This window comes from Hymenobacter negativus, assembly GCF_017571495.1.
Lineage (GTDB): Bacteria > Bacteroidota > Bacteroidia > Cytophagales > Hymenobacteraceae > Hymenobacter > Hymenobacter negativus.
Genome location: NZ_JAGETZ010000001.1, coordinates 271,551 through 286,103, shown reverse-complemented (window position 1 = coordinate 286,103; position 14,553 = coordinate 271,551). Strand labels below are relative to the sequence as shown.

The following is a 14,553-nucleotide window of genomic DNA, read 5'->3' as shown; positions in this document are numbered from 1 at the left end:
TTGGCAGGGCTCGCCGATTTTATAGTTCATTTCCCACCCAACTCACTAATTTATGTCAACTCCCTTACCATTCTCACCAGGGCCGGGGCCTCTCAAGAAGGTGTTGCTCACCTCTGCGTTGAGCGGCACGCTCCTTACCGGCTTCGGAGCTGCACCGGCTGTGCACACGGCAGCGGGCTTGCGGCTAACCACCAATACCAGCGCCCGGCGTGATATTCCCGTTCAAGGTCGCGTGACGAATGCGGCCGGCGAGGGTCTGCCCGGGGTGACGGTGCTCGTGAAAGGCACCACCATTGGCACGGCCACCGATGCGAGCGGTAGTTTTACGCTCACAGTACCTGAAGGCAGTATTCTATCCTTCAGTTCAATAGGGTTCGTGCGACAGGAAGTGCCGGTGGGTACTACCACGACGTTCGATATCCAGATGAAAGATGATGCCGAGGCCCTGAAAGAAGTCGTAGTGGTAGGTTATGGTACCCAAAGCCGGCAGGAACTGACAACGGCTGTATCATCCGTAAACGGAACTGCGCTGGCTCGCCAGCCTGTAGCGGGCTTCGACCAAGCCTTACAGGGCCAGACGCCCGGCGTGCAGGTGACGGCCCCCAGCGGCGCGCCCGGCGCAGGCATCAACGTGCGGATTCGGGGCAATGCTACGCTCAGCTTGAATGCTTCGCCTCTGTACGTGATTGACGGCATTCCAGTGCTGCCCTCATATGACCAGGAACTCACTAGCAACAGCCAGCGTCTGAACCCGCTTAATTCCATTAACCCCAATGATATTGAGAGCATTGATGTGCTGAAAGACGGGGCTGCCGCTGCGATTTATGGCGTGCGGGCGGCTAACGGCGTGGTGGTTATTACAACCAAGAAAGGCAAGGTCGGCCAAGCCCAGGTGGGCCTGAACGTGTACTACGGCCGCCAGTACCTGCGCAAGAAACTGGATGTGCTGAATGCCCGCCAATTTGTTCAGGAATACAACGAACTGCTAGCCAACGCCGGTCGGGCGCCCGGTTTTCCCGACCTCAACAACCTGCCGCCATACGATACCGACTGGCAGGATGCCGTTTTTCGGCCCGCTGACCTTCAGAGCTACCAATTGAGCGTGAGCGGTGGTACCGACAAGACGCGTTACTACATCGCAGGAGGCTATTTCAATCAAGCTGGCATTAACATCCAGTCCGGGTTCGACCGCTACAACTTCAAGATTAACCTTGACCAACGCGTGACGGACCGTTTCCGGCTGGGTACTACGCTCAACCTGAGCCGCAGCCATACCAATGGCACCGTGCGCTCGGAAGCGGCCTTGGGCAACTCAGGTACCGTACTGGGCGCCCTGACCCAGATTCCGACGGTACCGGTGCGCAATGCCGACAATACGTATGGCACTAACTCATTTACGCAGAGCGACAACCCAGTGGGGAACTTGCTCGAAACCAGCAACCAGGCTATTGTGTACCAGGCGCTGGGCAACGTGTATGGCGAGTTCGACATCCTCAAAAACCTGACTCTGAAGACCTCGTTGGGCTTGGACTTCCGCACGCAGTCGGAAAACACCTTCTACAGCCGCAACTACCCAGGTACCTCTTCGTCGCCGGCAGAAGTCCGCGGCTCGGCCAATACGGCAGCTAACCAGCAGGTTATTTGGCTGCTGGAAAACACACTGACGTATAATAAAACCTTCAACGACAAGCATAACCTGACACTGCTCGGCGGGCAGTCAATGCAGGCTTCGGACCGGTTCACCTCGGGCGCCGGCACGCGGGGCTTTTCGTCCAATGCCGTGCCTTACCTCAATGGTGGTTCCACGGCCTCGGGCATTCCTGGCAGCTATGCCGACCAATGGTCGCTGTTGAGCTTCTTCGGCCGCGCCATTTATAACTACGACGAGCGGTACTTGGCCACGGTGAGCTTCCGGGCCGATGCTAGCAGCCGCTTCAGCGGGGCCAACCGCTTTGGTTACTTCCCGGCCGTGTCGCTGGGTTGGCGCGTGTCGAAGGAAAGCTTCTTCCCACAAGGCGGTGTGGTTTCGGACCTGAAGCTGCGTGGCAGCTACGGGGCCAACGGCAACCAGGAGATTTATACCTACCAGCGCTTTTCACGCTATGGAGTGGGCAGCAACTACCAAGGCAGTGGGTCCATTTTGGGCGGCATCACTCAGACTGATATCGGCAACGACGTGCGCTGGGAGACCACCGCGCAGTACAACGCCGGCATTGACCTGAGCATGTTCAGTAACCGTCTGACCTTTACCGTGGATGCGTACAATAAGCGCACCACCGACCTGCTCCTCAGCGTGACACTGCCCCAGAGCACGGGCGCAGGCAACTTGGGCGTGATTCAGAACGTGGGTACTATTCAGAACCGTGGCATTGAGTTGGGCCTGGTAACCAACAATGTGGATGGCCAGAACGGCGGCTTCGGCTGGAGCACGAACTTCAACGTCACCGCCAACCGCAACAAAGTCATCGACCTGGGCAGTGCGCCCAATGACAAGGGTGAGCAGGTGGCCCGAAGCTTCATCGGCGGCTACAGCATTCAGCAAGTAGGACAGCCGCTGGGCGTGTTCTACGGCCACCAAGTGCAAGGCATTGTGCAGTCGGATGCCGAGGGAGCCGCGCTGCCCAAGCAGAACAGCACTGCTCCTAAGGCAGGCGACATCCGCTTCGTGGACGTGAACGGGGATAAAGTTATCAATGATGCCGACCGGACTATTATTGGCAATCCTAACCCGAAATTCATTGCTGGCGTCACCAACAACTTCAGCTTCAAAGGCATCGAGTTGAGCGTGTTCTTCCAAGGTAGCTTCGGCAACGATATCTACAACGCCAACCGCACCATTACCGAAGGCCAAACCACGGCTCTCAACCAGAGCACGGCCGTGCTCAATCACTGGACACCCACCAACACCAACACCGACATTCCTCGTCCTGTGTTTGGCGACCCCGCGGGCAACAACCGCGTGTCGACCCGCTTTATTGAGGACGGTTCCTATGTGCGCCTCAAGAACCTGACGCTGGCCTACAACCTGCCCACAAGCCTAGTGAAGCACGCCGCTCTCAAGAACCTGCGCATCTACGGCACGGCCCAGAACCTGGTAACCTGGACCAAGTACTCGGGCTACGACCCGGAAGTGAGCGCCGACCCCTTCTCCACCACTGGCTTCGGCCGCGACTTTGGCGTGTACCCACAAGCGCGCACCTACACGGTGGGCCTGAACGCCACTTTCTAAGTCGATTTTATTGCTAGAATTCCCATGAAAAAGCACTTTATCCTCCCGATTTGCGCCCTGACGCTGCTGGCTGGCTGTGATTTCCTAAAGAAAGAACCGCTTACCAGCATCACGCCCAATAACTTCTTTACTTCAGCCGACGACGCCGAATCGAGCATCACGGCCGTCTACGATGCCTTGCAAGGCACCGGTGGCTACGGCCAGGACCTGTACGTGGCCGGTGAGATGTCCACCGATAACGTGACCAGTATCAACGGCGACGTAAACGCAATTCAGAACATTGCCTGGACGCCCAACACGAGCCAGGTCAACAACATATTTCGTCAGATGTACATCGGCGTGAACCGCGCCAATATTGTGCTCAAGTACGTGCCCAATGTGACGATGGACACCACCCGCCGCAGCCAGATTCTGGGCGAGGCCCGCTTCATCCGGGGGCTGTGCTATTTCAACTTGGTGCGGGCCTATGGCGGTGTACCCCTCCGCCTGCTGCCGACTGAAAGCAGCCAGCCCAACGAGACTAATATGCCCCGAGCTTCGGCCGATGATGTGTATAATCAGGTAGTGAGCGACTTGCAGCGCGCCGCTGTGCAGATGCCCGCTTCCAACCCCAACCGGGCTGGCCGCAACGCTGCCAGCGCCTTGCTAGCACGCGTGCAGCTTACCCGCCGCAACTGGGCCGCCGCTCAAGCCGCTGCCCAAACCGTGATTGCCCGCAATGTGCCATTGGCTACGCCCTTCAAGTCCTTGTTCCCAGCTGAGAACAAGAGCGCAGAGTCGCTCTTCGAGATTCAGTATGCCGGCACGGCCGATGGTGGCAGCATTCTGCCTGACCTAATGCTGCCACTGCCCTTCGCTACGTACTCGTTTTCGAAGTTTAACATTCCCAGCGCCGAGCTAATTGCTTTTGCCGATACGGTGAATGACCGTCGCTGGGCCTACAATGGCAACATAACCAGCAACGGCGCTTTTGTAGGCCGCGACCACGTGAGCTACCTCGACGCCACCAAGAACCGGGTGTCGGGCGCTAATGCCAATGACCGCGGCCCGTTCGTGTTCAAATGGACCAGCATTGGGGGCAACTTCAACTCTACCGACAACAGTTACGTGCTGCGCATGGCCGAAGTGTATCTGGCCTACGCCGAGGCTGTGAACGAGCAAAGCGGCCCGACCCAGGATGCTTTGGACAAGCTGAACCGGGTGCGTACCCGCGCCGGGCTGTCGGCCCTCACTTTGGGCTCGCCCCAGGCCGCTACCAAGCAATCGTTGCGCGACGAAATCGACCGGCAGCGCCGCCTCGAACTGGCCTTTGAAGGCGAACGGTGGTGGGACCTAGTGCGCTACGCTCGCCACACCTCGGCCGATGCATCGGCCACGCACACCATCACGGCCCTCGACATCATTTCGCGTCGCCGTGCCGGTGGTGCCCGTGACGTGAACTTCCTCACGTTCCCCATTCCGCAGGCCGAAATCAATACCAACCCCCAGATTCAGCAGAACCCGGGGTACTAGCCTAGCTGTCGTTTCGGGGCGGAGGCGGATAGTGGTGGGAACAATCTGTCCCGCTTCCTGCTCCGGAGCGACATGCTATTAGGCATTCATTTATCTAGCTGAATCCCATGCAACTGCTAGCCCGGCATAACCGTGCTGGCAGTTGCATTATTCCAGAATTTCGCATGACTACCGTTTCGATATCTCGCTGGGGCGCCGCTGCCCTGCTCTCACTCACGCTGCTGCCGGGCCACGCCCAGCCGCGCAAGGGCAAATCCCAAGCCGCTACCAATGTAACCGCCTGGGTGACCACGCCCGACCAGACCCAGTTGCTGCAACAGCAGACGGCCCCGGTGGCTTTCGGCGCCACGGCAGCAACCGGGCCGGTCATTGAAGTAGACGACAGCCAGCGTTTCCAGACCATGGATGGATTCGGGTACTGCCTTACCGGTGGAAGTGCCGAGTTGTTGCACGCCATGAGCCCAGCCAAGCGCACGGCCCTGCTACAGGAGCTTTTTGGCACCGAAGGACAAGGCATCGGAGTTAGCTATTTACGCCTGAGCATTGGGGCTTCTGACCTTGATGCCCAGGTTTTTAGTTATGACGACCTGCCCGCTGGCCAAACCGACCCTACGCTGGCCAAATTTAGCCTGGCCCTTGACGAGAAGCACCTCATTCCGGTAATGAAGGAAATCCTGGCCATCAACCCCAACATTAAGCTGCTGGGCTCTCCCTGGAGCCCGCCCACCTGGATGAAGACCAACGACGCCAGCAAAGGCGGCTCGCTCAAGCCCGAGTTTTACTCGGCCTACGCCCAGTATTTCGTGAAGTACATTCAGGGCATGAAGTCGGCTGGTATTCGCATCGACGCCATCACGGTGCAGAATGAGCCCCTGCACCCCGGCAACAACCCCAGCCTGCTGATGCTGGCTGAGCAGCAGGCCGAGTTCATCGGTAAGCACCTCGGCCCGGCCTTCAAAGCCGCCAAGCTCGACACCAAAATCATTTGCTACGACCACAACGCCGACAAGCCGGAGTACCCGCTCACAGTACTCGGTGATGCCACCGCTAACCCCTACGTGGACGGCTCGGCTTTCCACCTCTACGCCGGGCCCATTGAGGCCCTGAGTAAAGTACACGACGCTTTCCCGAAAAAGAGCCTCTACTTCACCGAGCAGTGGGTGGGTTCCAAGACAGCTTTTGCCGGCAACCTGGGCTGGCATGTGAAGCAGCTTGAAATCGGGGCGCCCCGTAACTGGGCCCGCAACGTGCTGGAATGGAACCTGGCCGCCGACCCGCAGCAAAACCCTCATACGCCCGGCGGCTGCACCGAATGCCTTGGCGCCATCACCCTGGCCGCCGATGCCGTGACGCGCAACGTAGCCTACTACACCATTGCCCATAGCAGTAAGTTCGTGCGCCCCGGCTCCGTCCGCGTAGCCTCTACCAGTACCAGTGTGCTGCCTAACGTGGCCTACCGCACACCCACCGGCAGCCACGTGCTCGTGGTGCAAAACGACCAAACCACACCCCAAACCTTTGGCCTGCGCTATCAGGGCCGCACTGCCCAAACCACGTTGCCAGCCGGCGCTGTGGCAACCTATGTGTGGTAGGCGACTAGTCTAATAAACCGTCATGCTTCGCTACGCGCTGCATGACGTTCGCATAGAACATTTCCTCTCCTTCTCTTCTCCAGCCTTATGGCCACTCCCACCCGCTTTCCTTACTTAGCTACCCTATTTATAGCCCTCTTGCTTAGCGGTTGTAAGAAAGACGCCGAACCCACCGCGCCCAATAATCCGCCTACAGGTCCGGTTACGCCCACCACGCCCTCGCAGGTGGCCGTGTGGCTGACCACACCCGACAAGACGGCGCTATTCTTCCGGCCAAAGGTGAGCCTTGTATTCGCGGCCAACACGAACACCGACCCGACTATTGCCGTCGATACTACCCAGACCTACCAGACAATGGACGGCTTCGGCTACACCCTCACGGGCGGCAGTGCCTACGTGATGAGCCAGATGTCGGCCAGCAGCCGGTCGGCACTGATTCGGGAGCTGTTTGCTACGGACAGCACTTACATCGGGGTGAGCTACCTGCGCGTCAGCATTGGGGCTTCGGACCTAAGCAGCCAGGTGTACACCTACGATGACTCCGGCACGCCCGACCCCACGCTGGCCAACTTCAGCCTGGCGCCGGACCGGGCGTATTTCATCCCGGTGCTGAAGGAAATTCTGGCGGTGAACCCCAACATCAAAATCCTTGGCTCGCCCTGGACGGCGCCCTCGTGGATGAAGTCCAATAACAGCCCTATCGGGGGCAGCTTGCTGCCGCAGTACTATGACGCTTACGCTCGCTACTTCGTGAAATACGTGCAGCAAATGGCCGCCGAGGGCATCCGTATCGACGCCGTAACATTACAAAACGAGCCCTTGTATGGCGGCAACAACCCCAGTATGCTGATGAGTGGGGCCGAGCAGGCCGCCTTCATTAAGAACGACGTGGGTCCGGCCTTTCGGGCGGCCAGCCTAACCACAAAAATCATTGCCTACGACCATAACCCTGATGCGGCGGGGCTCAACTTCGTAACCACCGTGCTCAGCGACCCGGGCGCCAGCCCCTACGTCGACGGCTCGGCCTTCCACCTCTACGGCGGGTCCATCAATGCGCTGGGCGGGGTGCACGACCAATTTCCAACCAAGAGCGTGTACTTCACTGAGCAGTGGGTTCAGGCTCCCGGCACTACCTCCTTCGCCGGCGATTTGAGCTACCACATCAATACCCTCGAAATCGGAGCGCCCCGCAACTGGAGCCGCAACGTGCTGGAATGGAACCTGGCTAGCGACCCCAGTTTCGGCCCGCACACGCCCAACGGCTGCACCCAGTGCTTGGGCGCCGTCACCATTGCGGGCGACAATGTAACGCGCAACGTAGCTTACTACACCATTGCCCACAGCAGCAAATTCGTGCGCCCTGGCTCCGTTCGCGTAGCCACCAACCAGCCTGCCAACTTGTCCAATGTAGCTTACAAAACACCTAGTGGTAAGCGCGTACTCGTGGTGCTGAACACCGGCGCCACGCTACAAAGCTTTAATATTCAATACAAAGGCAAATTCGTCAACACCTCGCTCTACGGCGGCTCGGTAGCTACCTACGTATGGTAGTAAGGGGCAATTTGGCTAGGCCACAATCCTCTTTTTCCAGCTGGCGGCCTTGGCTGCTGGCAGGCGGATTGGCGAGTGCTATGGCCATCCCCCTAGCCGCCCAGACCACACCCGGCCCCATCTGCCAGACGCAAACTGGGCGTCTGCAAGGCACCCGCGATACCACGGGCGTGTTGGTGTTCAAAGGCGTAGCGTATGCGGCGGCACCGATAGGAGCGGGGCGGTTCCTACCGCCGCGGCCGCTACTGCCGTGGGCTGAGGTGCGGCCCGCCGTGGCTTTTGGCCCGCGTGCGCCGCAGGGCGGTAACGCCGGGCCGCAGGGCGACGAAAACTGCCTCACCCTGAATGTGTGGACGCCTTCGCTGCGGGCCGCCCGGCCCAAAGCCGTGGTGGTGTGGGTGCACGGCGGCAGCTTCACCGGCGGCTCGGGCGACGACTTTCCGGGCCAAAACTTCGCACGGCGCGACAGCATCGTGGCCGTGAGCATTAACTACCGGCTGGGCAGCTTCGGCTTTTTGCAACTGGGCCAGCGGCTGGGCCCCGCCTACCGGCAGGCCGGCAACGCGGGCGTGCTCGACGTGGTAGCGGCCCTGCGCTGGGTGCGGGCCAACATCGCGGCTTTTGGCGGCGACCCGGCTCGCGTGACGGTCATGGGCGAGTCGGCAGGGGCTAAGCTGGTGAGTGCCGTGCTAGTGACGCCCGCGGCAGATGGCTTGTACCAGCAGGTGATTCTGGAAAGCGGCGGAACCCAGGCGGTCCGCGACACTGCCACGGCCGCGACCGTCACGAACCGGCTACTGGCAGCCCTGGGCCTGCGCCCCGACCAAGCCGGCCAGCTACTGAAGCTGCCTACTTCCGACATCATTAAGGCACAGCAGAAGCTGGCGGCGGGCCCAAGTGGCTTGCAATTATTTGGGCCGGTGCTCGATGGCCTGACCATTCCCGAGGCGCCGCTACCGCATCTGGCACACGCGGGGCGGCCCAAAGTGCGGGCCCTCGTGGGCACTAACCGCGACGAGGCCGGCCTGTTCATGGGCTTCTGGCCAACGCTGCGCACGCCCAACCAACCGGTGCTCACGGACCTATTTGGCGCCAACGGCGAGCAGGTGTGGCGCGCCTACGAGCAGGCCCGGCGCACTCAGCCCACCGACCAGGCTTGGCTGCGCACCACCACCGACTACCTCTACCGCCTGGCTTCCTATCGGCTAGCCAGCACGCTGGCTCGCGCCGGCCACGCCGTCTGGCTCTACCGCTTCGACTACCAAACGCCCGGCGGCGCGGGACCAGTGCACGCCCAGGAACTGGGGTTCGTCTGGAATACGCTGGGAACCAAGGCGGTGGCGCCTACGGCTCGTGAGCTCTCGGCCCAGATGCACCAGCGCTGGGTACGCTTCATCACCACCGGCACGCCCGGCGCGGACTGGCCCACCTACGATGCCAAACGGCCCCAGGCCCTGGTGTTTGACTCGGTGAGTCGGGCACGGCTACTGAACAATCCTTACGAAGACGCGGCCTTCCCCAACCAGGCCTTTCGCCTCTGATACATGCTCTTTCTCTTCCACTTAACCCCAATTCCCACACCATGCGTACCCGTACTGTTACCCCATTACCGGCCTCCGCTCGCGGAGCCCGACGCCTGACGCGCCTGCTGGCTTTCCTGCTGGCTTTCGTTGGAATTTCGACTGCGGCTTCGGCCCAAAGCTTTCTGCACGCCACCGGGCCCAAAATCCTGAATGCGAGCAACCAAGAAGTACTGCTGAACGGCGTGAACCTGGGCGGCTGGGCCGTGCAGGAGGGCTACATCATCAAGCCGGGCTGGCAGGGCATCAACGGCAAGCAGACGCAAGGCACGGTGAAGCAAACGCTCTACAACTTCGGGATGAGCGACGCGGCGGTGGAAACCTTCTACCAAAACTACCGCAACAACTTCATTACCAAGTCCGATATCGACTACATCGCCAGCAAGGGCTTCAACTGCGTGCGCCTGCCGCTGCACTACGACCTGTTTCTGACGCCCAGCCAACGCGCCGTACGCAACGCCGTTCTGCGCGGCACCACATCCTACACCTCCTACGTGGGCTCGCTCACCAACTGGTACAACGGCAACCAGCTGTTCGTGGACCCGGCCAATATGGAGGCGTACCGCATGATTGACAACGTGCTGAACTGGTGCGCGGCCAACAACATATACGTGATTCTGGACCTGCACGCCGCCCCCGGCGCCCAGGGCAACGACGCCAACATTGCCGACGCCATTCAGGGCTACGACCTATGGACGCGGCCGGTGTACCAGAACATCACCGAGCGGCTGTGGGCTACCATCGCGCAGCGCTACAAGAACGACGCCCGCGTGGCTATGTACGACCTCATCAACGAGCCCAACCAGAAGGACAACGCGCCCGCGCCCACCAACCAACAGATTCACGATTTGCTGCAGCGCCTCATCAACACGGTGCGGGCGCAGGGCGACAACCATTTGCTGCTGCTCGAAGGCAACGGCTTCGGCAACGACTACAACTACATGGAGAAGCGCACCTTTACCAACACGGCCAACTTGGTGTACAACTCGCACCGCTACAGCGGCACCGGCTACATCCTGGACAATGGCGTGAACTCGACCGGCGGCGGGCCCAACAGCCTGCGCTTCATCGGGACCATGAAGCAGTTCCGCATCGACAACGACGTGCCGATTTGGGTGGGCGAAACCGGCGAAAACACCGATTCCTGGATGCACGATGCGGCTACGGCCCTCAACTCGGTGGGCATCGGCTGGTGCCACTGGACCTACAAGCGCTTCGAAAACAGCAACAACGCGGCCCTGCTGCGCATCAACTCGCCATTCATCGTGGACGGTACCGGCGGGCTGAACCAAGTACTGACCAACATTCAGTTCGCCAACTGCGTGCCTAATAGCACGGTGGGGGCCATCGCGCCCAACCAGAACGGCATCGTGAACTACCCCGGTGGCGGCAACTACAACGGCACCACCGGCAGCGGCACCGGCTACAGTGGCCCGGCCCTGGGCCGTACCTACGAAATCAGCTCCAAGAACGGGGGCAAGGCCATGGAAGTCTCGGCCAGTTCGCAGGCCAACGGCGGCAAGGTGCAGCAGTGGGGCTGGGTGAGCGCTGCCAACCAGAAGTGGAAGCTTTTCGACGTGGGCAACGGTTACGTGCGCATCGTGAACCTGAACAGCAACAAGTCGCTGGACGTGGCCGGCCCCTCCACCGCCGATGGTGCCCTCATTCACCAGTGGGACTGGCTGAGCCAGGACAGCCAGTACTGGCAGATTCTTAACAACGGCGACGGCACCTACCGCATTATCAGCAAATACAGCGGCAAGGCCCTCGACGTACAGAACAACTCCACCGCCGACGGCGCTGCCATCCAGCAATGGACCTACGGCGGCAGCAACAACCAGCGCTGGTACTTCTCGGACCAGGGCGCGGCCCGCACGGCCCTGGCCACCACCAGCGGCACCAAAAATGCGGTAGCATTCTACCCCAACCCGGTCGAAACCACCCTGACGTACCAACTGCCCGCCGGGCCAGCCGCGCACACCCTCACGGTGCTTGATGCTGCGGGCCGGCAGGTAATGAGCCGGATGTACGAGGCCGTTGGCACCGACAATACCCTCGATGTTTCGGACCTGAAAAATGGGCTGTACCTCGTGCGCCTAGACGGGGCGGACTTTCACAATGAATTCAAAATAAGCAAGCAATAACTGATGTAGCGCGAACTTTTAGTTCGCGTGCCCCGCGCCATTTGGGTGGCGTTCCGGCACGCGAACTAAAAGCTTGCGCTACTTCCACCTTACCCTTTTTTATGTCTAATATCCTTCTTCCTTTTCTGGCTTTATCTGCGTTGGGCTTGAATGCCCCAGCCCCTGCACCCGTTCCTGTCACCTACTCGGCGGCGGGCAAAAAAGCCCAGGTATACACTACCGCCCAGGGTACTGACCAGCGCCTAGCGGCTGGTACGGCCCTAACGTTTCAGCCCGCCAAGCAGCCGCTTGAGACGCAGGTGTGCGTGTTCGTCGACCCCAGCAAAACCTTCCAGACCATGCTCGGCATCGGCGGGGCGGTGACGGATGCCTCGGCCGAAGTTTTCGCCAAGCTGCCCAAAGCCCAGCAGCAGGAATTTCTGAAAGCCTATTATAGCGCCACGGGTGGCATTGGCTACACGCTGGCCCGCACCAGCATTGCGAGCACCGACTTTTCGAGCGGCAGCTACGACTACGTGGCCCCCAACGACGCCAGCCTGAAAACCTTCAGCGTGAAGCACGACGAGCAGTTTCGCATTCCGCTCATCAAGCAAGCCACGGCGATGGCGGGCGGTAAACTCCCGCTGCTAGTGGCCCCCTGGAGCCCGCCGGCTTGGATGAAGGACAACAACGACCGGGAGCATGGCGGCCGGCTCCTGCCCAAGTACAACCAGGCCTGGGCCGACCACTACGTGAAGTTCATCAAGACCTACGAGCAGATGGGCATGCCCATTTGGGGACTCTCGGTACAAAACGAAACCATGGCCACCCAGAAGTGGGAGTCGTGCCTGTACACGGCGGAGGAAGAGCGTGATTATATCAAAAACTTCCTCGGCCCCACGCTGGCTAAAAACGGCCTGGGCAGCAAAAAGCTAATTGCCTGGGACCACAACCGCGACTTGGTGTACCAGCGCGCCAGCACCGTGCTCGACGACCCCGAAGCCGCTAAGTACGTGTGGGGCATCGGCTACCACTGGTACGAAACCTGGACCGGCAGCCCCATGCTGTTCGACAACGTGCGCCGCACCCACGAAACCTACCCCAACACCAACCTGCTTTTCACCGAGGGCTGCGTGGAGAAATTTAAGTTCGACCAAGTGAACGACTGGAAGCTGGGCGAGCGCTACGGCCACTCTATGATTAACGACTTCAACGCCGGCACCGTGGGTTGGACCGATTGGAACATCCTGCTCGACGAAACCGGCGGCCCCAACCACGTGGGTAACTTCTGCTTCGCCCCGGTCATCGCCGACACGCGCACCAACCAGCTTATTTACACCAACGCTTACTACTACATCGGTCACTTCTCGAAGTTCATCCGGCCCGGCGCCAAGCGCATTGCCAGCACCAGCACCCGCGACTGGCTGCAAGCCACCGCCTTCCGCAACCCCGACGGCAAAGTGGCTGTGGTGGTGATGAACAGCGGCGACAAGCCCCAGGAGTTCCAACTCTGGATAAAAGGTCAGGCCGCCGTAACCACCAGCGCGCCGCATTCCATTGCCACTTATGTAATTGACTAGCCCTTACCTCACCCCCGGCCCCTCTCTGCGGGAGAGGGGCCGGGGGTGAGGTTTCGCGCGACGTTCGATTACCCTTATCTGCTTACATGAAAACGCTTTTTCTCCTTCTTATCTCCCTTCCGGTCCTCGCCCAAAATCCACTACTCCACGCCAACGGTCCCAAAATCGTAGATGCGCAGAACCACGAAGTCCTGCTGCAAGGCATGAACCTGGGCGGCTGGCTGTTGCAGGAAGGCTACATGATGAAGCCTGGCTACGGCGGCACCCAGGGCTCGGTGAAAAAGGTGCTCTACAGTGCGGGCATGAGCGACGCGGCAGTGGAGAAATTCTACCAGCAGTACCGCGCCAACTTCGTCACCAAGCAGGACATTGATTTTATTGCCCAGCAGGGCTTTAACTGCATCCGGCTGCCGCTGCACTACGACCTGTTTCTCACCGAAAAGCAGCGGGCGGTGCGCAACGGCGTCATCCGCGGCACCGTGCCGTATGCTGATTATGTGGCGAAGCTGAAGGAGTGGCAAAAAGCCGGCGAGCTGTTCAAAGAGCCGCAGAAGCTGGACGCCATTCGCATCATCGACCAGGCGCTGGCCTGGTGCGCGGCCAACAAGCTCTACGTGGTGCTCGACCTGCACGCCGCCCCCGGCGCCCAGGGCACCGACTCCAACATCTCGGACGCCTTGCAGCCTAATGACTTCTGGAAGGAGCCGGTGTACCAGGATATGACCAACGGCCTGTGGGCGGTGCTGGCCCGGCGCTACAGGAACGACGGCCGCATTGCCATGTACGACCTCGTAAACGAGCCCAACAACGTGCCCGGCGGCAACCCGCCCATTCAGGCCATGTTCGAGCGGCTCATCAACACGGTGCGGGCCGAGGGCGACCAGCACCTGCTGCTGCTCGAAGGCAATGGCTACGGCAACAACTACAACGCCATCGAGCGCAAGTCCTTCACCCACCCCGAAAACCTGGTTTACAACGCCCACCGCTACGACCTCAAGAAGTACCCGCTCAGCAACGCGCTAGATGCCAGCAACCCCGACGCCAACCAGCTCGGCACCATCGGCAACTTGCTGCGCTTCCGCGAAACCCAGGACGTGCCCGTGTGGGTGGGCGAAACCGGCGAGAACTCCGCGCAGTGGATGGGCGAAGCCGCTCGCAACCTCAATAGCGTCGGCATCGGCTGGTGCCAGTGGACCTACAAGCGCTTCAACGACCAGCCTATTGCAGCCCTCCTGCGCATCAAGCCGCCCTACATCGTGGACGTGAAAAGCGCCACCGAGCTGCCCCAGATTCTGGAAAACATCAAGTTCAAAAATTGTCTTCCCAACCCCGAGGTGATTGAGGCGCTGAAGGCGGAACTGAAGAAGTAGCCGCTTGCTGATAACG

Annotated in this window: 8 protein-coding genes; all 8 read left to right on the top strand. The window is 60.3% G+C overall.

Translation table 11 applies throughout. From position 1 onward, the window contains the following. Positions 1 to 52: 52 nt before the first annotated feature. On the top strand, positions 53 to 3,229 hold the full coding sequence (locus J4E00_RS01320) for a SusC/RagA family TonB-linked outer membrane protein (protein WP_208173205.1): 3,177 nt from the start codon (positions 53 to 55) through the stop codon (positions 3,227 to 3,229). Between the two features lie 24 nt (positions 3,230 to 3,253). Beyond that, complete coding sequence (locus J4E00_RS01315; RefSeq protein WP_208173204.1) at positions 3,254 to 4,741, top strand: RagB/SusD family nutrient uptake outer membrane protein; 1,488 nt, start codon at positions 3,254 to 3,256, stop codon at positions 4,739 to 4,741. Between the two features lie 164 nt (positions 4,742 to 4,905). Continuing rightward, positions 4,906 to 6,333: a glycoside hydrolase family 30 protein gene (locus J4E00_RS01310; RefSeq protein ID WP_208173203.1), complete on the top strand. Its 1,428-nt coding sequence runs from the start codon at positions 4,906 to 4,908 to the stop codon at positions 6,331 to 6,333. Positions 6,334 to 6,420: 87 nt separating this feature from the next. Further along, positions 6,421 to 7,884 (top strand): glycoside hydrolase family 30 protein, encoded by a 1,464-nt coding sequence (locus tag J4E00_RS01305; protein WP_208173202.1) that lies wholly within the window; start codon positions 6,421 to 6,423, stop codon positions 7,882 to 7,884. Between the two features lie 80 nt (positions 7,885 to 7,964). Then, positions 7,965 to 9,425 (top strand): carboxylesterase/lipase family protein, encoded by a 1,461-nt coding sequence (locus J4E00_RS01300; protein WP_208173201.1) that lies wholly within the window; start codon positions 7,965 to 7,967, stop codon positions 9,423 to 9,425. A 41-nt stretch (positions 9,426 to 9,466) separates the two neighbouring features. After that, complete coding sequence (locus J4E00_RS01295) at positions 9,467 to 11,608, top strand: RICIN domain-containing protein (protein ID WP_208173200.1); 2,142 nt, start codon at positions 9,467 to 9,469, stop codon at positions 11,606 to 11,608. Positions 11,609 to 11,709: 101 nt separating this feature from the next. Continuing rightward, positions 11,710 to 13,167, top strand: a complete 1,458-nt coding sequence (locus tag J4E00_RS01290; RefSeq protein WP_208173199.1) for a glycoside hydrolase family 30 protein — start codon at positions 11,710 to 11,712, stop codon at positions 13,165 to 13,167. A gap of 86 nt (positions 13,168 to 13,253) precedes the next feature. Next, positions 13,254 to 14,537 carry a glycoside hydrolase family 5 protein gene (locus tag J4E00_RS01285; RefSeq protein WP_208173198.1) on the top strand — a complete coding sequence of 428 codons (1,284 nt, stop codon included), beginning with the start codon at positions 13,254 to 13,256 and terminating at the stop codon, positions 14,535 to 14,537. Positions 14,538 to 14,553 lie beyond the last annotated feature (16 nt).

Coding starts and splice junctions, on each gene's coding strand:
- J4E00_RS01300 (WP_208173201.1), top strand. CDS start 7,965: ATGGCCATCCCCCTAGCCGCCCAGACCACACCCGGCCCCATCTGCCAG.
- J4E00_RS01320 (WP_208173205.1), top strand. CDS start 53: ATGTCAACTCCCTTACCATTCTCACCAGGGCCGGGGCCTCTCAAGAAG.
- J4E00_RS01295 (WP_208173200.1), top strand. CDS start 9,467: ATGCGTACCCGTACTGTTACCCCATTACCGGCCTCCGCTCGCGGAGCC.
- J4E00_RS01305 (WP_208173202.1), top strand. CDS start 6,421: ATGGCCACTCCCACCCGCTTTCCTTACTTAGCTACCCTATTTATAGCC.
- J4E00_RS01290 (WP_208173199.1), top strand. CDS start 11,710: ATGTCTAATATCCTTCTTCCTTTTCTGGCTTTATCTGCGTTGGGCTTG.
- J4E00_RS01315 (WP_208173204.1), top strand. CDS start 3,254: ATGAAAAAGCACTTTATCCTCCCGATTTGCGCCCTGACGCTGCTGGCT.
- J4E00_RS01285 (WP_208173198.1), top strand. CDS start 13,254: ATGAAAACGCTTTTTCTCCTTCTTATCTCCCTTCCGGTCCTCGCCCAA.
- J4E00_RS01310 (WP_208173203.1), top strand. CDS start 4,906: ATGACTACCGTTTCGATATCTCGCTGGGGCGCCGCTGCCCTGCTCTCA.